Annotated in this window: 23 protein-coding genes and 1 riboswitch; of the genes, 18 read left to right on the top strand and 5 right to left on the bottom strand. The window is 48.9% G+C overall.

Annotated elements, in window-relative coordinates; all coding sequences use genetic code 11:
- Positions 1 to 47: 47 nt before the first annotated feature.
- The 4 genes from MLD56_RS23540 to MLD56_RS23525 are packed head-to-tail and all read right to left on the bottom strand — an operon-like array spanning position 48 to position 2,330.
- Entirely contained in the window at positions 48 to 980 is a 933-nt protein-coding gene (locus MLD56_RS23540) for a 1-phosphofructokinase family hexose kinase (RefSeq protein WP_241113438.1), read from the bottom strand.
- Between the two features lie 56 nt (positions 981 to 1,036).
- Positions 1,037 to 1,351 (bottom strand): DMT family transporter, encoded by a 315-nt coding sequence (locus tag MLD56_RS23535; RefSeq protein ID WP_013312355.1) that lies wholly within the window; start codon positions 1,349 to 1,351, stop codon positions 1,037 to 1,039.
- Positions 1,351 to 1,692 (bottom strand): DMT family transporter, encoded by a 342-nt coding sequence (locus MLD56_RS23530; RefSeq protein ID WP_013312354.1) that lies wholly within the window; start codon positions 1,690 to 1,692, stop codon positions 1,351 to 1,353. The genes MLD56_RS23535 and MLD56_RS23530 overlap by 1 nt, the downstream gene beginning before the upstream one ends.
- Before the next feature lie 44 nt (positions 1,693 to 1,736).
- Positions 1,737 to 2,330, bottom strand: a complete 594-nt coding sequence (locus MLD56_RS23525; RefSeq protein ID WP_029518529.1) for a TetR family transcriptional regulator — start codon at positions 2,328 to 2,330, stop codon at positions 1,737 to 1,739.
- 204 nt (positions 2,331 to 2,534) lie between these two features.
- On the opposite strand from MLD56_RS23525, the gene cls reads away from it, so the two are divergent.
- The gene (cls, locus tag MLD56_RS23520; protein ID WP_029518528.1) at positions 2,535 to 4,046 is read left to right on the top strand and encodes a cardiolipin synthase; all 1,512 of its coding nucleotides are present in this window, start codon (positions 2,535 to 2,537) and stop codon (positions 4,044 to 4,046) included.
- A gap of 35 nt (positions 4,047 to 4,081) precedes the next feature.
- On the opposite strand, the gene MLD56_RS23515 is transcribed toward cls, so the two are convergent.
- On the bottom strand, positions 4,082 to 5,578 hold the full coding sequence (locus MLD56_RS23515; RefSeq protein ID WP_029518527.1) for a phospholipase D family protein: 1,497 nt from the start codon (positions 5,576 to 5,578) through the stop codon (positions 4,082 to 4,084).
- Between the two features lie 230 nt (positions 5,579 to 5,808).
- Between MLD56_RS23515 and MLD56_RS23510 the strand changes: the two genes are divergently transcribed.
- The 17 genes from MLD56_RS23510 (at position 5,809) to MLD56_RS23430 (ending at position 22,274) form a co-directional block, all read left to right on the top strand.
- The gene (locus tag MLD56_RS23510) at positions 5,809 to 6,234 is read left to right on the top strand and encodes a DMT family transporter (protein ID WP_029518526.1); all 426 of its coding nucleotides are present in this window, start codon (positions 5,809 to 5,811) and stop codon (positions 6,232 to 6,234) included.
- A 59-nt stretch (positions 6,235 to 6,293) separates the two neighbouring features.
- A complete protein-coding gene (locus MLD56_RS23505) occupies positions 6,294 to 6,998 on the top strand; it encodes a Crp/Fnr family transcriptional regulator (RefSeq protein WP_029518525.1) in 705 nt (234 codons plus the stop codon).
- Positions 6,999 to 7,056: 58 nt separating this feature from the next.
- The gene (locus MLD56_RS23500; RefSeq protein ID WP_029518524.1) at positions 7,057 to 7,515 is read left to right on the top strand and encodes a DMT family transporter; all 459 of its coding nucleotides are present in this window, start codon (positions 7,057 to 7,059) and stop codon (positions 7,513 to 7,515) included.
- A gap of 267 nt (positions 7,516 to 7,782) precedes the next feature.
- Entirely contained in the window at positions 7,783 to 8,883 is a 1,101-nt protein-coding gene (fni, locus tag MLD56_RS23495) for a type 2 isopentenyl-diphosphate Delta-isomerase (protein WP_029518523.1), read from the top strand.
- A complete protein-coding gene (locus MLD56_RS23490; protein WP_029518522.1) occupies positions 8,880 to 9,371 on the top strand; it encodes a GNAT family N-acetyltransferase in 492 nt (163 codons plus the stop codon). The genes fni and MLD56_RS23490 overlap by 4 nt, the downstream gene beginning before the upstream one ends.
- A 133-nt stretch (positions 9,372 to 9,504) precedes the next feature.
- Positions 9,505 to 10,605 (top strand): redox-regulated ATPase YchF, encoded by a 1,101-nt coding sequence (gene ychF, locus MLD56_RS23485; RefSeq protein ID WP_013312345.1) that lies wholly within the window; start codon positions 9,505 to 9,507, stop codon positions 10,603 to 10,605.
- Between the two features lie 271 nt (positions 10,606 to 10,876).
- Entirely contained in the window at positions 10,877 to 11,944 is a 1,068-nt protein-coding gene (gene prfA, locus MLD56_RS23480) for a peptide chain release factor 1 (RefSeq protein WP_013312344.1), read from the top strand.
- A 3-nt stretch (positions 11,945 to 11,947) separates the two neighbouring features.
- Positions 11,948 to 12,847: a peptide chain release factor N(5)-glutamine methyltransferase gene (gene prmC, locus MLD56_RS23475; protein WP_029518521.1), complete on the top strand. Its 900-nt coding sequence runs from the start codon at positions 11,948 to 11,950 to the stop codon at positions 12,845 to 12,847.
- Between the two features lie 75 nt (positions 12,848 to 12,922).
- Positions 12,923 to 14,116, top strand: coding sequence for an FtsW/RodA/SpoVE family cell cycle protein (locus MLD56_RS23470; RefSeq protein ID WP_029518520.1), 1,194 nt, complete (start codon positions 12,923 to 12,925; stop codon positions 14,114 to 14,116).
- A 258-nt stretch (positions 14,117 to 14,374) separates the two neighbouring features.
- Positions 14,375 to 15,067: a stage II sporulation protein R gene (gene spoIIR / locus MLD56_RS23465; protein ID WP_029518519.1), complete on the top strand. Its 693-nt coding sequence runs from the start codon at positions 14,375 to 14,377 to the stop codon at positions 15,065 to 15,067.
- Positions 15,068 to 15,222: 155 nt separating this feature from the next.
- Positions 15,223 to 16,470 carry an L-threonylcarbamoyladenylate synthase gene (locus MLD56_RS23460; protein WP_241113437.1) on the top strand — a complete coding sequence of 416 codons (1,248 nt, stop codon included), beginning with the start codon at positions 15,223 to 15,225 and terminating at the stop codon, positions 16,468 to 16,470.
- Between the two features lie 326 nt (positions 16,471 to 16,796).
- Positions 16,797 to 17,357: a manganese efflux pump MntP gene (locus tag MLD56_RS23455; RefSeq protein WP_029518517.1), complete on the top strand. Its 561-nt coding sequence runs from the start codon at positions 16,797 to 16,799 to the stop codon at positions 17,355 to 17,357.
- Positions 17,358 to 17,460: 103 nt separating this feature from the next.
- Complete coding sequence (locus MLD56_RS23450; protein ID WP_029518516.1) at positions 17,461 to 18,045, top strand: low molecular weight protein arginine phosphatase; 585 nt, start codon at positions 17,461 to 17,463, stop codon at positions 18,043 to 18,045.
- Between the two features lie 78 nt (positions 18,046 to 18,123).
- Positions 18,124 to 18,205, top strand: a riboswitch (ZMP/ZTP riboswitch).
- A gap of 219 nt (positions 18,206 to 18,424) precedes the next feature.
- Positions 18,425 to 19,012, top strand: a complete 588-nt coding sequence (locus MLD56_RS23445) for a TIGR01440 family protein (RefSeq protein WP_029518515.1) — start codon at positions 18,425 to 18,427, stop codon at positions 19,010 to 19,012.
- A gap of 120 nt (positions 19,013 to 19,132) precedes the next feature.
- The gene (gene glyA / locus MLD56_RS23440; RefSeq protein ID WP_013312336.1) at positions 19,133 to 20,383 is read left to right on the top strand and encodes a serine hydroxymethyltransferase; all 1,251 of its coding nucleotides are present in this window, start codon (positions 19,133 to 19,135) and stop codon (positions 20,381 to 20,383) included.
- 173 nt (positions 20,384 to 20,556) lie between these two features.
- Positions 20,557 to 21,438 carry a carbohydrate ABC transporter permease gene (locus MLD56_RS23435; RefSeq protein ID WP_029518514.1) on the top strand — a complete coding sequence of 294 codons (882 nt, stop codon included), beginning with the start codon at positions 20,557 to 20,559 and terminating at the stop codon, positions 21,436 to 21,438.
- Positions 21,438 to 22,274, top strand: coding sequence for a carbohydrate ABC transporter permease (locus tag MLD56_RS23430; RefSeq protein ID WP_029518513.1), 837 nt, complete (start codon positions 21,438 to 21,440; stop codon positions 22,272 to 22,274). Before MLD56_RS23435 ends, MLD56_RS23430 begins: the two co-directional genes overlap by 1 nt.
- The last annotated feature ends 15 nt before the right edge of the window (positions 22,275 to 22,289 follow it).

Raw genomic sequence — 22,289 nt, 5'->3', positions numbered from 1 at the left:
ATGAAAATAAGCGAATGTGTAGATGAAATAAAAAAAGTGACGCTGAATTACAACAGCGTCACCGTAATGCCTTGCTCCAGACGCTTCACGTCCTGGAGCTCGATCTTCCCGGCCATGGCGTGCAGAGCTGCCGCTGTGCCGCAGGCCGCTCCCTGCCGTAGCAAGGCAGGGAGATCCAGCCCCGTCGCCGCGCCGGTGACCAGGCCGGCGACCATGGCGTCACCGCTGCCAAGCGCGCTGACAATGTCCGCGTCTGGCAGGCTCACACGGTAGCGCGCATTGTGCGTCACCGCCAGCGCCCCGCTCGCGCCGAGCGAGATAACGGCCAGCTGCGCTCCAGCTTCCAGCAGCTTCGCTGCCGCCGCTTCAGCAGCATCCGGGCGCGCAACGTCGATTCCCGCAAAGTGGGCGGCCTCGTCCTCGTTAGGCTTCACGAGGTCGGGCTTTCCGCGCAGCCCCAAGCGCAGCGCCTCACCGCTCGCGTCCAGCGCCACCCGCGCGCCACGTGCCTTTGCCAGCGTGCACAGCTCGGCGTACAGATCGGGCGGACAGCCGGGTGGCAGGCTGCCGGAGAATACGACCCAAGCCGAATCCTCGGCAAGGGTCTCGATTTTGCGCCGCAGTGCGGCTAATTCAAGCGGTCCAACGGTCGGTCCGCTCTCAATCAGCTCGGTCTGCGTGCGCGCGGACGGGTCGAGCACGGTAATGGCGAGACGGGTCTCCCCATGTGCCGTTTCAATGAAATCGGCGCTTACGCCTTCCGCGCTCAACCCGTCAATGAGCAGCCGTCCGGTGTGTCCGGCAGCAAACCCGGTCGCTCGTACTGGCTCGCCTAGCGTGCGAATGACGCGGGCGGCATTCACGCCCTTGCCGCCCGGTACCGTCAGGCCGCCTTCAATGCGGTGGACGGCATTCAAACCGAAGCCTGCAACCGTGTAGATTTTATCCACAGCCGCGTTAAGTGTTACGGTGGTAATCACAAGGCATCACTCCTTTAAGATCAGCAATTTGCAACATTTGATGCCATTCGCTTATGTTAAGATATCAGCTTTAATCCCAATGCTGCGGCAAGAATCATGGCGATGAATAAAACACGCAGTACGCTTTTTTGCTCACCGTACAAGAACATGCCTGTAATCGTGCTGCCGACCGTTCCGATGCCTGTCCATACGGCATAGGAAGTTCCCATAGGCAAACTTTTCATGGCATAGCTGAGCAGGGAAAAGCTAAGAACAAAGGATAAGACCATAAGCACTAAGGACTTCCAGCCTTTGCCCACCGTAACTCCCTTCATACCGATGACTCCCAACACTTCCGAGCATCCCGCGATAACCAAAGCAATCCAAGCCATTATGCGCCACTCCCTTCCTGAACATCACGGTCGGTAACTAACTTCAGGCCGACCACACCTGCCAGCAAAAGGGCGATTAACAGCGTTTTGGACCATTGAAACGGTTCCCCGAATAGCAGCATTTCGCCTACGACCGTTCCCCCTGTCCCTAGTCCAGTAAATACAGCATATACCGTGCCTACAGGCAAACGCTTCGCAGCCTTCATGATCAAATAAAAGCTGGCCACCACAGCCAGCACGGTTACAGCCCAGGCGAGTATAGAATCCGCATGCTTCAAACCCGATACCCATACGACCTCAATCAGGCCGCCAACAAAGACGTAAATCCAACTGCGATTCATGATGAATATTCTCCTCAAAAATAAATTTTATAAGTTCGACGGCTTCATGCTTCATGAGGTGAGGTTAACGTAATCCCACGCCAAAAAATAGGCCATGCAGCGTCCAGTCTTCGGTGGTAGTTGACGCTTCCACTGTACAGGAGCTCCACCATGACTCCGTCCACCAGTGTCATAAAGGCTAAAGCCACATCCACTGGCTCCATATGCCCAAAAGGTTCCCGATCCTGTGTATTCCGGAGGCGGCGAGTTAATTTTCGCTCCATTTTGTCCAGAAAAGGATTAACAATATCCAGCACCTCGTTATACAACGATACAGGCGGAAAGAAGGAAAAGCGAAGCATAAACTTGGCTGAGTCGTTGCTCTCATATTCCTGTCCCATCCAAAACAAGAAGTCATGCAGGGTATGCTTAAGCGGCTGATCTTTACGTTCCGTAAAGTACTCGAAAATACGTAGATTCTGCTCTTGAAAAGCATACCTCGCTACCTGTAGGAACAGATCCTCTTTGCCTTGGAAATGCGCGTATATAGACGGTTTTCGGATACCGACCTCAGCGGCAATACTGCTCAAGGATGCTCCTTCATACCCATTGGTGGCAAATTGAAAAAGAGCGGCCTTTCGAATCTCTTCCATTCCCATTATTGTCACCTACCTAACGTTCGTTAGTTTATTCTTGCACAAAAAAAAGTAAGTGTCAACCCAGCATCATTGTGTTTTGTATAAAGCTTTTCTTTGGATTTTTTTATCAACATTTTAATAAAAAAGTGGGAAGAAATAAGGGGCTCATGTACAATATAATGAAGAATACTTGTCGAATGCAGTCCACTGGAAGTGAGGTTAGTTATGAGGCGAAGCTTACTAGCCGTATTGATCGCGGCTATGGTGTTTATTATTTATTATTTTGGCTTGTTTAATTACATCGGCAAAAATGAAGGAACTGTCATCAGTATTTTTTCCACCCTGACAGTGATCTCCATCAGTCTGATTATTTTTACGGAGAATCGTAATCCCTCCACTACGATGTCCTGGATTTTGCTGCTGGCATTGCTGCCAGTCGTTGGACTTCCTCTCTATTTTCTGTTTGGGCAAAATGTATTCAAGCGTCGCAAGTATGATAAAAAGGCATTGCGTGACCAACAGGCTTACGACCGCATAGAAAAGGATGCTTTGCGAGTCAAACGGGATCTGACCTGCTTTACAGATGAGCAGCAGCAGTTGATGCGTTTGGCACGCAGACTGGCCCGCTCCCCGATTTATTTTGCGACGGAAACTCAAATTCTGAACAATGGAGATGAAACCTTCTCCACTTTGCTAGAAGAACTGCGCAAGGCGCAGCATCATATCCATATGGAATATTACATTTTCCGTTCGGATGATATCGGTACCAGCATTCAGAAAATTTTGATTGAAAAGGCTAAAGCGGGTGTTAAGGTTCGGTTTATGTACGATGCGGTGGGCAGTATTCAGTTGTCAAAGTCATTTTTGAAAGAAATGAGAGATGCAGGAGTAGAGGTTGTTGCGTACGGCGGCGCTCGGATCTTGTTTTTCTCCAGCCGGGTAAACTATCGTAATCACCGTAAAATTGTAGTCATCGACGGTAATATCGGATTAATTGGTGGTCTAAATGTGGGAGATGAGTATCTCAGCCGCAACAAAGCCTACGGCTTTTGGCGTGATACGCATATGATTGTGAAGGGCGAAGCTGTGCGGACGTTGCAGCTTATATTTCTACAGGATTGGCTTCACATGACGGGTGAGTCGGTGCTCGATAGCGAATATCTGTCTCCCAGTATTGAACCCATTACAGACGGAGGCGTGCAGATTATTGCTAGCGGCCCGGATAATGAGCGGAGAGTGCTTAAAAATCTGTTTTTCTCCATGATCACGTCCGCCCGAAAATCAGTCTGGATTGCCACTCCTTATTTTATCCCGGATGAAGATATCCTGACTGCCTTACGGATGGCTGCCTTGTCCGGGTTGGACGTACGTATTCTGTTTCCCGCAAAACCGGATAAATGGCTGCCTTTTCTCGCGTCTCATTCGTACTTCCAGTCGTTACTGGAGGTTGGAGTCAAGGTATATGAATATGAAAAAGGGTTCCTCCACTCCAAGCTCCTCATCATTGACGGGGAAGTTGCGACCATCGGGACAGCCAATATGGATATGCGTAGCTTTCATTTGAATTTTGAAGTTAACGCTCTGTTAATTCAAACGCACAGTGTGCAGCAGATGGTAACAGACTACGAACGAGATTTGCATTCTGCCAGTCTGATCGTACGCGAAGAATTCATGAAAAAACGTCTGTTCAAACGTTTGATGGAATCGCTCGCGCGGCTGCTTTCACCGCTGCTGTAGGTCATAAACGAATTCGCTACAGCACTATTCGGTAGTTAAAATGTAGTAAAGCCTAAAATATCCTGTAGACGGTATATAATATCTTTCCAAAATGTTGAATGATCCTCGTAAGCGGCTAGATCCAAGCTGTATTCAGCCCCCTGATTATTCCATAGCTTATCAAAATAGGCCGCAACCTGTCGGGTCAGCTTGCTGTCCGCCGGAGCGGCCACCCACAATTCATTTTCCAGATTCAAATCATCCAGATTACGGGGGGTCAGATTGGTAGAGCCACCCCAAATGATATGCTCTCCTTGCGCCTTGGCGATATAAATCAGCTTGGTATGGAATTGCTCATGGGTGGTATGATACCAGCGAATTTGAATGTTTCCACCCGATTTATCGGACAACTCTTGGGCAACTGGGCGATTGGGGATGCCGATTTTTTCCTGACCAAACGCGTTTTCATTGGGGTCCAGCAGCAATTGGATGTTTACACCGCGCGCGGAGGCATCCAGCAGGCTATTCAATACTTTGCGGTCAGCTAAATAAAACATGCCCATATGAATGCTGTCACCTTTCTTCGTCTGCCCGATGCCATCCAGAACCGAGGTGTACACTTTGCCCTCAGTTAGATATTTGATTCGATAGCTGTCCTTACTCGATGGAACTTTGGGTTCGACCTGTGGTGTATAGGCAGGAAGCTGTCCACCGCCCGAAAAGTCCAACACCGCCTGCTCCGCTTGTAAAATGTCTCCGATGATGGGCCCCTTCACCTCCAGCGCTACATTGGAGTGATAGGCGCTCGCGTCGTGCACGTTGCCTGTAGAAATGAGCGCTGTCTGTTCGTTGGTAATCAATTTTCGGTGATTGGCCTTGACGTTTAACAGCTTAAGATAGGAGCGAGCCGTAACATCCGGTCCGTCACTGGCCATCAGGTTGGGAATCCAGCCTGTGCCCTGCTGACCGAACCATTGGAAAAAGGTACGCCACACCGCCGAATAGATGGGCGTAGAGTCCCGCAAGGGATCTACATCGGTCTGCACGACTTGAATCCCTGCTCGCTTCATATTTTCCAACAAAGGATTGGGAGCAGAATTGTAGTTGGTATTGACTTCATCTGTAATGAAAAAGATAGGCATATCAGGATGAGCTTTCTTTTTGGCAATAAGATGATCGGTCATTTGTGCGCTGACTTGGGGGAAGCGCTGACCTTTATGCTTATAATCGTTGAACAGAAACAGATCGATGACGATAAATTGCTCGGCTTCATCAATGATCCCGAGCATACGATTCAAAATTTGACCTTCATGCTGTGCAGTATTACCATTCCCGGTGGGATAGGTCAAATCCGTCCAGAAGTTTACCTCATGGGTTGAATACTCCTGACTCTCATAAGAGACGAACGGAGGCAATGGTTTATGGGTCTGGTACAGCATGACGGCAATCAGCCAAAGGATAAGTACCAGAATGGCGATTTTAAGGGCACGGCCCTTATGCCTGGATTTTCTTTGATATTCCGGCTTAGAATGCAGCGGATCACGTGTAGTCATATGACGATCAACTCCTCAATTGGATGCTGCATTCCGTTTTACCGTGCCGGAACATGCAGTTTTATGATGGGATACTGTCAAGTTATTAACGCAAGTGTGCAGGATTGACGCGGATACTGAATGAAATGAAGGATGTTTTACTATTCGTTGAGGACATATGTCCTTTATAGAGAGTCTGCCCTATAATTTAATATATAGAAAAGTCATTTACATGGGGAGAATAACGATTTATGAGAGGAATCTTGTTTGCTTTTCTGGGAGGAGCGTGTATTACGCTACAAGGTGTAGCGAATACACGGATTAGTCAGGATATTGGTACATGGCAGGCTGCTGCTGTTACTCAGCTAATAGGGTTTATTTTGGCAGCATTAGTCTGGATGTTTACAAGGGATGGCAATGTGGCTCAAATGAAACAGGTCAAGCCGATGTATCTTTGGGGCGGTGCCTTTGCAGCTATTATTATATTTAGTGAAGTCACGGCGATCCAACATATTGGGGTTACGTTCACGATCTCGGCGTTGTTGATTGCGCAGTTGTGTTTAACCTTTCTGGTAGATATTAAGGGATGGTTCGGTATAGTGAAGCAAAAGATGAAGCTGCCACAATTTATAGGTATTGGTATGATGATCGCGGGTGTAATTATTCTGAAGCTTTAAAATAGAAATTTAACTTGTAAAGAAAGCTTAGAATGTAGAGATTGAAGGTGAGCTTAGGAATGAGAGAAATTCAGGATCAAGAGCAGCTAAAATATTTTTTGCAGCTGCATGAGTTGGAATCCATACTCTACGAGCCACTACATCCTTATTTGTCGTTGCATCGTTTGGAGCAAGGGGAAAAGCTCTGTTTACAGGGGGATCCCATTGAGCATCTATATATACTGGTGCAGGGCAAGGTCAAGATTTATACCAGTTCTACAGAAGGGAAAACCCTGATCCTTTGCTTCAAAACACCGATCGAGGTCATAGGAGATGTTGAATATATTCGGAATAGTCACGTCATCAACACGGTAGAGGCAGTGTCTCCGATCTATGTGATCGGTATTCACCACCAATGGATGAACAAATACGGCAAAGACTATGCTCCTTTGCTGCAATTTCTATTGGATGTTGTCACGCGAAAGTTTTGCCTGGACTCCGACTTTTCCAGTTTTAATCTCATGTATCCGGTGGAAGTCAGACTGGCAAGCTACCTGCTATCGGTTTCTTTTGACGAATCGAATACAGCTTTTCATGAGGAATTACGGGCATCCAGTCTGGTAGATGTGGCGAATTTGATCGGAACCAGCTATAGACATCTCAACCGTGTTATTCGCAAAATGATTGAAGATGGATGGGTTGAACGGACAAAAGGCTATATTGTCATTCGGGACAGAAAAGGTTTGAGTGAACTGGCAGGACATAATATTTATGAATCATTGTAATAGGAGCATGTAGTAAAAAACAGAAGAATATCAAGGATCATCAAGGGAGAGTTAACATATGTTATTAGGAATTGTATTGGCGGTTATCGCAGGTGCCTTGGTCAGTCTGCAAACGATATTCAATAATAAGGTGAATGAACGGACAGGATCGTGGGCCACAACAACATTGGTGCTGGGCACAGGGTTCTTGGCTTCCTTACTCGGAAGTCTTATTTTTGAAGGGAAAAATACATTTGCTTTACAGCATATGCAGCCGTGGTACTGGTTCAGTGGCATGATTGGTGTCGGTGTTGTGTTCTGTCTGGTACAAGGAATGAAGCGACTTGGCCCGACCTATGCGATCTCCATTGTATTGACAGCGCAATTAGGGACCGCCCTGTTGTGGGATTCATTAGGATGGCTAGGATTAGAGAAAATTCCGTTTACCATTAACAAGCTGATCGGTGTATTGGTCATTATCGGTGGTATTCTTGTGTTTAAATTTGGACATTTTGCAGAAAAGCGGCAGCTCAATTAGGGGCGGCTTTTCTGTAAAGTTTCCGAAATAACTGGTTTATTGCGTATTTTGAACATGATCTATGGGGGAGAAAAAATGTTCACGTTCGTGTATATATTTTCCCATCCATGATACAATGAGAGTATCTTAAAATAGCCACTTTAAGGGCATACGATATTTGTATAAGAGACGATAAATAGATCGGTTACCGTGTTCGGGAACGGTCTTATTTGTGCTTCTTGAACTTGATACAATAAACAGAGTGACTTTGGATGAGGTGGAACATAGATGAGTAGTACAGAGAATAAAAAAGGAGCACCTGACGGCTTTAACAGATCCGGCTCTTTGTTGCCTGCCGCGCGGACAGGCGAACGGAAGATTGAGCACGTCCGCCTTTGTTTGCAAGAAGATGTGGCCGGACAAGGTATCACCAGCGGGCTGGAGCGGTATGTCTTTAAGCACTGCGCTCTGCCGGAGTTGCATTTTGACGAGGTTCGCCTGGATACTACTTTTTTAGGACAGGCTGTACGAACACCGTTGCTTATTAGCTCCATGACAGGCGGCAGCGCCGAGACAGGAGCGATTAATGAGCGATTAGCAGAGACAGCGGAGAGACGCGGCTGGGCATTGGGCATCGGCTCGGTACGGGCTGCGGTGGAAAGGGAAGAATTGGCTCCAACCTTTGCAGTCCGCCGTCTGGCACCCAGTATCCCGATCCTTGCCAATCTGGGTGCGGTGCAGCTGAACTACGGATTTGGCGTGGACGATTGTCGCCGTGCAGTAGACATTGCTGGAGCAGATATGTTGGTGCTGCATTTGAACGGATTGCAGGAGATTTTCCAACCCGAAGGGAATTTGGATTTTAGCGGCCTGCTTAATCGTATCGAGGAGTTGTGTCGTCAGCTTTCAGTGCCTGTAGGAGTGAAGGAAGTAGGTTGGGGCATAGATGGCGAGACGGCATCAAGACTGTATGATGCGGGTGCAGCCTTTATTGATGTCGCTGGTGCAGGCGGGACAAGCTGGAGCCAAGTGGAGAAATTTCGTAACCCTGATCCTGTGCGTCGCGCGGCGGCGGAGGCGTTTGCGGACTGGGGCAATTCGACCGCTGATTGTATCGTGGAAGTCAGAGCCGCTCAGCCACATGGTGCTCTGATCGGCAGCGGTGGACTGAGAGACGGTGTCAATGCAGCGAAGGTGCTTGCTTTGGGAGCTGACATGGCAGGCTTCGGGCGTTCTTTGCTCGGTTCTGCGGTTGCCTCTAGTGAAGCGCTGGAGGCACGTTTGGAGCAGGTCGAACTGGAACTCCGCACGGTCATGTTTGGTATTGGGGTAGATGGAATAGAAGGGCTCAAAGATACGACTCGACTAAGAAAGAAGGTAAATGGATGAGCGGACTTATTACATTGGTTCCGATGAATGCGGAGCAATATGATCGATTTGAACAACGCTCGCTTGCCGACTATGCGGATGAGAAAATCCAAGCAGGTACATGGACGGTTGAAGAAGCACCAGAGCGAGCGGCAGAAAGTTTTGCTCAATACCTGCCACAGAGACTAGACACACCTCATGCTCACCTGTATATGTTGATGTTTTCCGATGACGGGGGGCAGAGTCAGGAGGAAGCTGGCTACATCTGGTTCAATATTACGGACGGCGTGCAAGGAGAAGAAGCTTTTCTACTGGATATCCTTGTATACGATTCATACCAGGGGAGGGGTCTAGGTACGATGGCGATGGAGGCTTTGGAACAGGAGGCTCGCAGGCTGGGAGCTGTCCGCATCGGGTTGCATGTATTTGGGCATAATGAGCGAGCTTTGCATGTATATCGCAAGTCGGGCTATCGGATTACAGATATCCAGATGAGCAAAGAAATCTAAATAGGGATATAGTAAAATCCTGAATTCCATAACCGTATGCTTGCCGCGTGTATAGGTTCTCATATATAATGTGGGTTGGTAAACTAACGGATGGCATAACGCATATTTTATATAAACGGGAGTTGTTCTGATTATGGCTTTAAAAGCGGGGATTGTAGGCTTGCCGAACGTGGGCAAATCAACACTTTTTAACGCAATAACGCAGGCGGGTGCGGAATCCGCAAACTATCCATTTTGTACGATTGACCCCAATGTAGGCGTCGTTGAAGTACCGGACGAGCGGTTGGATAAGTTGACCGAACTGGTTGTGCCGAATAAAACGGTGCCAACGGCTTTTGAATTTGTTGATATTGCAGGACTTGTGCGCGGTGCGAGCAAGGGCGAGGGTCTGGGTAACAAGTTTCTGGCTCATATTCGTGAAGTGGATGCGATTGTACATGTGGTACGTTGCTTTGAAGATGAGAACATTACCCATGTAGACGGCAAAATTGACCCGATCAGCGACATTCAGACCATTAATTTGGAACTGATTCTGGCGGATATCGAAAGCGTAGACAAGCGTATTGAACGTTCCCGCAAAAACATGAAGGGTGGCAACAAGCAGTACACCCAAGAAGTTGAAGTGTTGGAGCGGATCAAAGAAACGCTATATGCTGATAAACCTGCGCGTAGCTTAGAATTGTCGGATGAAGAACGGCTGATTGTACGCGATCTTCATTTGCTGACGATGAAGCCTGTACTCTATGCCGCTAATGTTAGCGAAGATGGCGTAACGGAAGCCGACAGCAATCCATATGTGCAAAAGGTACGCGATTTTGCCGTGGCTGAAAATGCAGAAGTGGTGCCGATTAGCGCCAAGGTAGAATCTGAAATTGCTGAGCTGGAAGGCGAAGACAAGGCGATGTTCCTCGAGGAGCTGGGATTGGCTGAATCAGGATTGAACCGTCTAATTAAAGCAGCATATCGCTTGTTGGGCCTGTATACGTATTTCACAGCAGGTGTGCAGGAAGTACGCGCTTGGACGATTCACAAAGGAACGAAGGCACCGGGTGCTGCGGGCGTAATTCATACGGATTTTGAACGCGGATTTATTCGTGCCGAGGTTGTATCCTACAACGATTTAGTCGCTGCTGGTTCGATGAACGGGGCCAAGGAACGGGGGCAGCTTCGTCTGGAAGGTAAGGAATATGTAGTGCAGGACGGAGACGTTATGCATTTCCGTTTTAATGTTTAATATAAAATTTCTAGAGTACAATACTCGATTCGGATATATAAAAGACGATGTCTCAAGTATGTGTGTTCTAAAATGTGCTAGATAATGCGGTCGCTGCCTATATTAGGCGGCGACTTTTTTTATTGAATTACATGTCGTGTGGATTTTTGCAAAATCCTAAATTAGTCAGTATTTCTTGTAGCTAATTCATGAATTAGTTGGTATAATAAAGAGCTGTAGCCAGTGAAATTGAAGCTGGCTTCATATTAATTTAACTGAAGAGGTGAATCGCTTGTTGGACCGATTGCAATCATTGGCGGACCGCTACGATAAACTGAGCGAACTGCTCTGCGATCCGGATGTAGCGAACGATAGCAAAAAACTTAGAGATTATTCCAAAGAACAGTCTGATTTACAGCCTGCTTATGAAGCATATACCGAATATAAAAATGTCGTTGAAGAGCTGGAAGCTGCAAAAACCATGCAGGGTGAAAAGCTGGACGACGAGATGCGTGAAATGGTCAAAATGGAGATTGAAGAACTGAGTGTTCGTAAGCGGGAGCTGGATGAAAAAATCCGTATTTTGCTGCTGCCGAAGGACCCGAATGATGATAAGAACGTTATTATTGAGATTCGTGGGGCAGCGGGTGGTGACGAAGCGGCACTATTCGCAGCTGATTTGTACCGGATGTATACCCGTTATGCCGATACCCAAGGCTGGCGTGTAGAGCTGATGGACGCGAACATGAATGATCTCGGGGGCTTTAAAGAGGTTATTTTCATGATTAACGGCCGCGGTGCATACAGCAAAATGAAATTCGAAAGCGGCGCACACCGCGTCCAGCGGATTCCGACGACGGAATCAGGTGGACGTATTCATACATCGACATCTACAGTATCCGTTATGCCTGAGGCAGAAGAAGTGGATATTGAAATTTCCGACAAGGATATTCGCGTGGATACGTTCTGTTCCAGCGGTGCGGGCGGACAATCCGTTAATACGACCAAGTCGGCGGTGCGTGTAACGCATATGCCAACAGGTATTATGGCAACCTGTCAGGACGGAAAATCCCAGAACTCCAATAAGGAGAAGGCGCTGCAAGTTTTGCGTGCCCGTATTTCGGATATGTTGCGTCAGGAAGAGGAAGCCAAATATGCAGGCGAGCGTAAGAGCAAAGTAGGTACCGGGGACCGCAGTGAGCGTATCCGTACCTACAACTTCCCGCAAAGCCGTGTAACGGATCATCGTATTGGACTAACTATGCATAAGCTGGACCAGGTGATGAACGGGGAGATCGAAGAAATCGTATCGGCGCTCACGATTGCAGAGCAGGCTGATTTGATGGAACAAGAGGTTTAAGTTTTGGGGAACGAGCGCGATTGTGTGTATCGGATGTCACCGGAACGAAACATGAGTGTCAGAGAAGCCTTGGTTGAGGCTTCTTCTTTTTTAGGAAGCTGTGGCGTTCTGGAGCCCCAGCATAATGCCCGTTTGTTGCTGGAGCATGTGCTCGGATTGGAAGGTACGGCGTTTTACGCCGCTCTGGGTGATCCGTTCCCTTCCACCGCCAAGGAGGCGTGGGAACGGATCATAGCCCGCAAAGCTGCGGGTGAACCGGCGCAGTATATTATCGGACGGCAGGAATTTTATGGCCGCCCGTTCGCGGTTTCGCCGTCGGTGCTGATTCCGCGCCCCGAGACAGAACTGCTCGTCGAGGCGATACTCCAGCACGGCGATCGGCTGTGGCCAAGCGGTGCTCCTCAGGCGCTCGACATCGGCGCGGGCAGCGGTGCGATTGCCGTGACGCTGGCGGCTGAGCGACCGAGCTGGCGCGTAGCGGCAGGGGATATTTCGGCTGCCGCGTTAAAAGTAGCGGCTTATAACGCTGCTGCGAACGGCGCAGCCGTAGAATTCCGCGAGGGCGATCTGCTGGCGCCATTTGCGGGAACGACGGTGGACATTCTCGTGTCCAACCCGCCGTACATCCCGGCTGCTGACATCGCTGGCCTACAGCCGGAGGTCCGCGACCACGAGCCACGGATGGCGTTAGATGGTGGTCCTGACGGGCTCGGCCCATATCGGGCAATGCTGGAGCAGCTCGGACTCCTTCAGGCTCCGCCCCGGCTAATCGGGTTTGAGCTGGGGATGGGACAGGCCAGAGACGTGGCTGGCCTGCTGGAACAGGCAGGTCATTGGAAGAACATTATAATCGTTCCTGACCTTGCAGGGATTGAACGACATGTCCTAGGCGTCTCGGAGTAGTGGTGCATTTTCTTTTTGCGAGTCTTTCCTTTAGAATAAGAGGAGTATGACCGAGAAACGGCTCAGGGGGAAATCATGCTTCAGAAATTGAAAAAAATTGACGGTCCGGTTATCTTTATTCTGGTTTTGCTCATGGCGATTAGTATCATAACGGTATACAGCGCAGGTAGGGGCCCTACGAACTTGGCAGAGCACGGCAACGACTATCAAAAGATGATCGGGTATTATATATTGGGTTTTGTGGCGATCTTGGGTTTAGCGATGGTCGATTTTCGGATATTCATTAAAAAAGCCCTGTACGTATATGGAGGCGGAATATTCCTGTTGGGTCTCGGATTTTTTGGTGGGACGGTTAACAACTCTCAGGGCTTTCTGAAAATTGGTGGCTTGAATCTTCAGCCTGCCGAGGTATTCAAGCTGGTTCTTATCATTTTTCTGACTTATATGCTGATCAAAAAGCGCAAGAGCAGGCTGTATTTCATTCAGGATGTTCTTCCAGTGGCTCTGGTGAGCTTTGTCCCGTTTGCCATGGTTATGGCACAAAATGACTTGGGTAATGCGCTTGGTTACATTGTCATCGTCATTGGTATGCTATGGATTGGTAATGTGAAGGCATCCCATGCGTTAATCGGATTCATCGTATTTGCAGTCGCCGTTGGCGGCGGAATCAAAGCTTATATTTCGTTTCACGATGAGATTGATTCCTTTATGAAGGGGATTGGCCGTAGTCACTGGGTAGAACGGTTGGACCCTTGGTTGGTACCGGAAGAGGCAACCGCGAAGGCGTCTTATCATACCAAAAATGCCAAGCTGGCGATAGCCTCTGGCGGGATGATGGGCAAGGGCTTTTTGCAAGGAACCTCGGTACAGTCCGGGCGTGTTCCTTATACGTATGCGGATTCTATTTTTGTGGTCGTAGCGGAGGAATTTGGCTTTGTAGGCTCTTCAGTGCTGTTATTGTTATATTTTATTTTGATTCACCGAATGATCCTGATTTCGCTGGAATGCCGGGATCGCGCCGGACCGTATATTATTGTCGGGATTGTGTCCATGTTACTGTACCAGATTTTTGAGAATATTGGTGCGTTTCTGGGCATTATGCCGCTTACAGGGATTACACTCCCGTTCATAAGTTATGGTGGTACCTCGTTGCTTATTAACATGGCTAGTATCGGCTTGGTTATGAGCATTAAGGTGCACGGCCAAGAGCTGGAGGATGATCTGCCACAGCCTTCCAGATTGAACTTGACGAAGGCGAAAAAAGCCTAGTACAGGTGGATTGTGGCTAGATACTGATTGGTATTTGTGTGTGAGTTGAAACGGTGCAACGCGAGAGTCCAGATTGTGAAATCTGGGCTTTTTTATATTCCTCGGCGAGGGTCAGAAGCTTGGTGTAGCATGATTCGAGGGTGTATTGAAGAAAATCTGTAAAGTGGTTATGAATATTTTACAAGACTTATAGGTTTAGACTCTCCCAAACCGGACAAACTGATAGACATGATAGAGTTTGGGTTTGGGGGGACGAAGATGAGAAGTTGGGTAAAGCAAGCTGCAATGATATTATTTTGTATTTCGATATTAATGATGTCTTGGGAAGGTCAAAAAACGGATGCTGCTATGACCACTGGAACAAGAGGAACCTTAGCATCAGGAGTGACTACAACAGGGCTGGAAGTGATTCCACACGACTCCATTCGACTGCGTATTTTGGCCAATTCGGATCGCCCGGAGGATCAGCTGGTTAAACGCGAAATACGGGACGCTATTGTGCAGCAGATGAATGCTTGGGTGAGTGAGTTGGAAAACCCGCAAAGCTTAGACCAAGCGAGATCATTGATTGATGCTCATTTACCTGAAATTGACCGTTTGGTAGGTACGGAACTGGCTCGTCGCGGCATTGCCTATGATCATCAAGTGGAACTGGCGAGCGTACCTTTCCCGACGAAAATGTACGGTGGTCTTGTCTACCCGGCAGGGAATTATGAAGCGCTACGGGTTACGCTGGGGCAAGGAAAAGGTCAAAATTGGTGGTGCGTGCTGTTTCCTCCGCTGTGCTTTATTGATGCAGGCAGTGGGGAAGCAGCGGCACAAACGGTATCAGCAAAAACGGATCATGGAGATAGTCGGACGAATACCACTGACAAGGAGCCGGAAGTGCGTTTTTTTCTGTGGGATGCACTTGCGGGACTGTGCAGCTGGGTGAGTGGCTTGTTTGCCTAAACGTTGAGGAGTGTAAGTTTCCCCATATGCTATAATGGAGCTTACGATAGATATACACATGGCAGAGCCAAATAAACTGATCTTTCAAAGTAGCCTTATAGGATCAAGCGAAATCACTGGCCTGTATACGACAATAAGATATGGGATGATCTGATATGAGCGATAAATCGAATCAAATGCAAGACTTGCGCGGAGATTTTGTGCAAAAGGAAAAATCGGAGCAAAAGCTGGACAAACAGGGGAATTGCGAGCTGAAGCAGGCATTGAAGTCTTCCCATACCCAATGGTGGGATGTAAGATGTTTGGTTCCTGTGAACAACACTGACGGGGGTGTTTCTGACGAAACTTCGGCTGAACAGACTCGGATCGCGGCGGAAAAAGGCATACGCGAGGCTGCTGTACTCCTCCAAGCTGGAGAGACGGTAGCCTTTCCTACGGAGACCGTGTACGGACTGGGAGCCGATGCTCGTAGTACAAAAGCGGTGGAGGCGGTATTCGCTGCCAAAGGACGCCCTTCCGATAACCCGCTCATTGTACATGTTTCTGATGCTGATCAATTAGAGGGTATGGTAGCAGAAATAAACGATACAGCCCGGGCGCTGATGAATATGTTCTGGCCGGGGCCGCTGACTCTCGTATTACCAGTGGTACCGCAGGCACTGTCATCGCGTGTAACGGCCGGGCTGGACACGGTTGGTGTGCGCATGCCAGATCATCCGATAGCGCTGCGCTTGATCGCTGAAGCGGGTTGTCCGTTGGCTGCGCCAAGCGCCAATCGTTCGGGAAGACCCAGTCCCACCCTTGCACAGCATGTGCGGGAGGATCTGGAGGGCCGCATCGGCGGCATTTTAGACGGAGGCCCCACAGGGGTGGGGCTGGAGTCCACGGTGGTGCAGGCGGCTGACGACGGAACGGTCACCATCCTGCGCCCCGGCGGCGTGACGGCTGAGCAGCTCGCTGCAGTTGCTCGCGCCGTCGTGCTGGACCCGGCGCTGGCCGCTACGCCCGGGGAGGATGCCGACAGCCCGGCGCCGCGCTCGCCGGGCATGAAGTACACACACTACGCGCCGCGAGGCCGCTTGAGCGTGGTACAAGGCCCGTCGTCCGTTGAGGTGACGGGGTGGATTCGCGCTGCGCTGGCGGAGGCTTCCGCGCGCGGAGAGCGCACGGCAGTGCTCGCGTTCGACGAGCATACCGCCGGCTACGCCGGAGAACGCGTCTACACGCTAGGCAAGCTGGACGCGCTCCATGAGGCAGCGCAACGCCTGTACGGCGTGCTGCGTCGCTGCGACGAGGACGGCGTCACCTACATTTTGGCGGAATCCTGTCCGCCGAAAGGATTGGGCGACGCCGTTATGAACCGCCTGCTTAAAGCGGCAGGTCACCGAATCGTCCGCTTGTAGCTTCTGTCGAATCAGAGCCTCTTATAGTGCGTGTTCAAAAAGTCGGCTTTTCAGGACCGAGAAGGCTGGATGAAGCTAGGGACTGAGTAGCGGAGCGTAGATAGATCTACGTGAGCAACGGAAGGCCCGGCTGAATTCAAGATTCGACGTCGAATCCGCTTCTTGAATAGCTTCGTTATGGAAAGACGACTTTTTGAACAACCTCTTATATTAAATTTTCCTCCCTCCTCTTCTCGGTATGGGGTACTTTCAGTGCATGCTTGTACTGATTTGCCCCTTGTCCGCATAACGTGTACAAGAACAGACGGATAATGGAGGGATGGAGTATGCTGGCAGCCTCTGCCCATGCCGGGCAGGTTGTAACGATTCTGATCATGGCGGTAGCGCTAGGAATGGATGCGTTATCGCTGGGCGTAGGGATCGGCATGAAGGGGATACGCCTGCGAGACGTGCTGCGCATCAGCACTGTTATTGGCTTTTTTCACATTCTGATGCCATTGCTGGGAATTTTCACAGGCCATTATATGAGTTCTTTATTAGGTCATGTGACGACCTACTTCGCAGGGGGGCTACTCATCCTTTTAGGCGGGCATATGGTGTATAATTCCTTCAAAGGGGACGGCGTACAGGTATTGGATCATCGTTCGCCTTTAGGTCTTTTGCTGTTTGCACTTGGGGTGAGCGTGGATTCATTTTCTGTAGGAGTGTCACTGGGGATGTTCCAGAGTGATCTGGTGCTGTCTGTTCTGGCATTTGGTTTTTGCGGGGGAGCAATGGCGATGTTGGGCCTACTGCTGGGTCGCAAGGTCAGCCGCAATCTAGGAGATTACGGGGAAGCAGTGGGCGGTGCCATTTTGCTGGCATTCGGCTTTATGTTTATGTTTTGATTTTAGCGCAGACAGTGTAAAATAAGTGCAGGGTTAAAGTAAGGGATTAGGATTATAGTAATCCTCTGTTTATATATTTTTTAACATACGGGGGGTGAAAACGTTGAAGAATATCTTATTTGTATGCACAGGGAATACCTGTCGCAGTCCAATGGCTGAAGGGATGCTGCGTAAGTTGGCTGCTGAGCATGGACTAGAACTGGAAGTGCGTTCTGCGGGAGTGGCAGCGATGGAAGGCACGCCGATATCCCGACATGCAGAGGCGGTTCTACGTGATCACGATATATCCGATCAGATCACCTCAACCCCTTTGAGCGACGGGCTTGCCGGGTGGGCACATCTGATCTTAACCTTGACGCAAGGACATAAACAGCACGTAATTCAGCGCTTTCCCCAAACGGCGGGCAAAGTATTTACGCTTAAGGAATATGTGGAGAACCGGGATGCGGTGTTGAATGATGTACAGGAGTTGGACGGTTTATATGCTTCACAGCAGTTGATGGCTTCACTCGGACAAGAGCTATCGGCGCAGGAGCGTGAACGAATGATTGAATTACACCAACGGATTCCGGGCTTTGATATTTCAGATCCGTTTGGCGGTTCGCGAGAAGACTACGATGTCACAGCTGCGGAAATCCGCACGGCGCTGCATAAGCTGCTGGACAAGCTAAAGGCCTCTTCCGAATAAAATCGCTCTTACTCATCTATTTTGTACGGAATCTGTTGATTTTCGATGGTTAATCCGTTAAGATAAGGTGGAAAAATGAGAATCCGATGTAACTGGCGACAAAAGTGGGATTAACCACGATGGAGCATCGGATATACGGCCGGTCGCCTGGGCAAAAGAGCAATTCCACATAGGTGTGGACTGCTCTTTTTTCATATACAAGTTATGCCAGATGTTTAGCTGAGGGTTGATTCCTTCAAAGGTTCTTCCATTTTTTCTGCTCGAAATCTGAAACATCGGCTATAATATAGTGAGATTGTGATCAGGAGAGAGTGTGTTGAACTTGGGGCATGAGACCGTGCCTAGTCTCTGAGAGGCTGTTCAACCAAAGGAGGTTCCAATGGTGGGACAATTGGATCATGAGATTTCGCTAGAAGCACAGACCACTTCTGTTGTGCGGGAAATCGCAGAAGCAGCCAGTCTCAGGGCTGGTCGCCTGCTGGTTATCGGCGTTAGCACAAGTGAAGTGGCTGGAAGTCGAATTGGCACGGCGGGAGCGCTCGATGTGGCTCAACAACTGTTATCTGGAGTAGAGTCCGTTCGCAGGCAGTATGGCTTTGATGTAGCGTTTCAATGCTGTGAGCATTTGAACCGAGCGTTGGTCGTTGAACGGGCTGTACTGGAGCGACTGGGACTGATGGAGGTTGCGGCTGTTCCTGTTCGTACAGCAGGAGGCTCTATGGCTACCGTCGCCTATCGTTCTATGAGCGACGCGTGTTTGGCGGCGAACGTGCAGGCTCATGCCGGGATAGACATCGGCGAAACGCTGATTGGCATGCATCTGCGACCGATTGCTGTTCCGTTTCGCCCAAGCCTTCGCTGGATTGGCGAAGCACGTGTGACAGCGGCGTTCACCCGTCCTCCACTTATTGGTGGACAACGGGCGGTGTACAGTCTGGAGCAAGAAGTCGGCGGAAACTGCGATTAGCATTTGGCATGGCGGCATGTTTGTACTAATCGTTTTTGCAATGAGGATGAGGTACCCAACAGAGGAGCAGGCGTTAGCTTGTATACCCAACAATTGACTATGGAGAGGGAGTAATCAATCATGATGGAACACCTGCGTAAAAGTGACCCAGCAGTGATGGAAGCAATGGGACTTGAACTGAAACGACAACGCCACAATATCGAGCTAATCGCATCCGAGAACATTGTCAGTGAAGCAGTAATGGAAGCCATGGGCTCCGTGCTGACGAATAAATATGCTGAAGGTTACCCGAACAAACGCTACTATGGTGGCTGTGAGCATGTAGATATCGTTGAGGATATCGCACGTGACCGAGCAAAAGAACTGTTCGGCGCTGAGCATGCTAACGTGCAGCCTCACTCTGGAGCACAAGCCAACATGGCGGTGTATCTGGCAGCTCTCAAACCTGGAGATACTGTACTGGGTATGAATCTGGCGCATGGTGGCCATTTAACACACGGAAGTCCGGTTAACGCTTCCGGCTTGTTGTATAACTTTGCTGCCTATGGTGTGCGCGAAGACAACTTCCGCATCGACTACGATGAAGTGCGCAAGGCAGCCTTCAAGCACCGCCCTCGTCTGATTGTAGCTGGCGCGAGTGCATATCCGCGTACTATTGATTTTGAAGCTTTTGCTTCCATTGCCAATGATGTAGGTGCTTTGTTCATGGTGGATATGGCACATATCGCAGGTCTTGTGGCAGCGGGAATTCACCCAAGTCCAGTTCCGCATGCCCAATTTGTAACAACAACGACACACAAAACGCTGCGTGGTCCGCGTGGGGGTCTGATTCTGACTCGCAAAGCATGGGCGCAAGCGATTGATAAAGCTATTTTTCCTGGTACTCAAGGGGGGCCACTGATGCATGTGATCGCGTCCAAAGCGGTTGCTTTGGGTGAAGCGCTCCAGCCATCGTTCAAAACCTATGCGCAAAATGTAGTCCGCAACGCACAGGTGCTGGCTGAAACACTGTTGGCTGAGGGGATTAACATTGTATCCGGTGGTACGGATAACCATCTGATGCTGTTGGATACGCGCAATTTGAATATCACAGGTAAAGAAGCGGAGCATGTATTGGATTCCGTGGGCATCACGGTCAATAAAAATGCGATTCCTTTTGATCCGACCAGTCCATTCGTAACAAGCGGGATTCGTATTGGTACACCTGCTGCAACATCTCGTGGGATGGATGAAGAGGCTATGGTCAAAATCGGTAAAATCATTGCTGAAACCCTTAAAAACCCGAAAGATGATACTGTATTGTCCAAAGCAAGCCAAGCGGTTGGCGAGTTAACAGATAAGTTCCCGATTTATCCAGGAACTCAATACTAATTCATCGACAATCATAATCTTTATATTATAGGCTGTTTTCCTTCCGTAAGCCGGAGGAGAACAGCCTTTTTTTGCTTCCAAACGACTCGAAACTTACATTTTTGGGTAATAAGCGATTACAGTAAAGGTTTATGCGCGCTTTCCTTTATATCTACGACAAAGGAGTGATTACATTGAGTCAAAGAAAATCCGCGCAATTATTGCAGCAGCTCGTATTTGTGGGACCGATGGCGTTGTTTTTCGTCTTGATTATGGTCATTCCGTTCCTGCTGGGGCTGTATTATTCCATGACGAACTGGGATGGAGTATCTGAAAATATCCGATGGCTCGGGCTAGGGAATTACGTTCATATATTTAGGGATGATCCAGATTTCCGTAATGCGTTCTGGTTTACAGTTCGGTTTACCGTATGTGGTGTCATTCTGACGAACCTGATTGGCTTTTTCCTAGCCTATGCACTTACCAAACCGTTGCGTACCCGTAATGCACTGCGAACTGTATTTTTTATGCCCAATATGATTGGCGGCTTGCTGCTCGGCTTCATCTGGCAATTTATATTTGTACGCGGCTTTTCTGCGGTAGGGGAGGCAACAGGGCTTTCCTTTTTTAAACTGCCGTGGCTGGGTGATGGGCCAACTGCTTTTTGGGGAACTGTCATTGTGTTTGTATGGCAATATGCAGGTTATCTCATGGTTATTTACATATCTTCGTTAAATAATGTCCCGTCTGCCCTGATTGAATCGGCTCAAATTGACGGCGCGGGCCGAAGACAGATTTTGCGTCATATTGTAGTGCCACTTATTATGCCAGCGGTGACCGTCTGCTTGTTCCTAGCGATATCCTGGTCCTTTAAAGTATTTGAATTGAATTTGGCTCTCACCAAGGGGGGACCTTTCAAGTCGACAGAGTCTGTAGCGTTGGACATATATAATGAAGCGTTTACAAATAATCGACTTGGATTGGGAACTGCCAAGGCTATGATTTTCTTCGTGGTCGTTGCGATCATTACCAGCATTCAGGTGCGTCTCACGAAGAAAAAGGAGGTCGAAATGTAATGGAAAAAACGTCAAACTACCGTTTGGGCACATGGGTTGCTGAAATATTGCTTATTGTGATCGGGTTAATTTTTCTGGTTCCATTCTATTTTTTGCTCGTAAACTCCATTAAATCCTTTGGTGACATTTTGGCCCATTCCGCTTCGTGGCCGACAACCTTCCGTTTTGAAAACTATGCTAACGCCTGGAATAAAATAAGCTTTCCCACAGCACTGGGGAATTCACTGATTGTCACGATCGTCAGTAATGCGCTTTTGCTGCTCATCAGCTCGATGGCCGCTTACCAGATGGTTCGGCATGACACTCCTTTTAATCGGTTTTTATTCGGTTTACTTGTGGCAGCAATGGTAGTTCCCTTTCAATCGATTATGTTGCCGCTTATGGAAGTGTCCAACGTATTGAGCTTAAACAACAGTATACCAGGACTGATCCTATGTTATCTGGGTTTTGGGGCGCCTTTATCCGTTTTTCTTTTTCATGGCTTTATTAAAACGGTACCTATTGAGATTGAGCAGGCGGCAAGGGTGGACGGTTCATCCCGGTACGGGGTGTTCTTTCGCATCGTTTGTCCACTCCTGCTGCCTATGTTCGTAACTGTGCTTATTTTGAATACCTTATGGATCTGGAATGACTATCTGTTGCCTTCGCTCATTTTGAATGATCCTGAGCTGCGCACCATTCCGATTGCAACCTATATGTTGTTTGGTCAGTACACCAAGCAATGGGACTTGGCGCTGCCAGCACTGGTGTTGGGGATCACACCAATTGTTGTGTTTTTTCTGGTGATGCAAAAATACATCGTTTCTGGCATTGCAGCCGGTGCGGTCAAGGGCTGAAGGGAGGGATATCCG

It is taken from the genome of Paenibacillus peoriae, assembly GCF_022531965.1.
Taxonomy (GTDB): domain Bacteria; phylum Bacillota; class Bacilli; order Paenibacillales; family Paenibacillaceae; genus Paenibacillus; species Paenibacillus polymyxa_D.
Note: the sequence above shows the minus strand (reverse complement) of the source record. Positions and strands in the feature narration are given on the sequence as shown.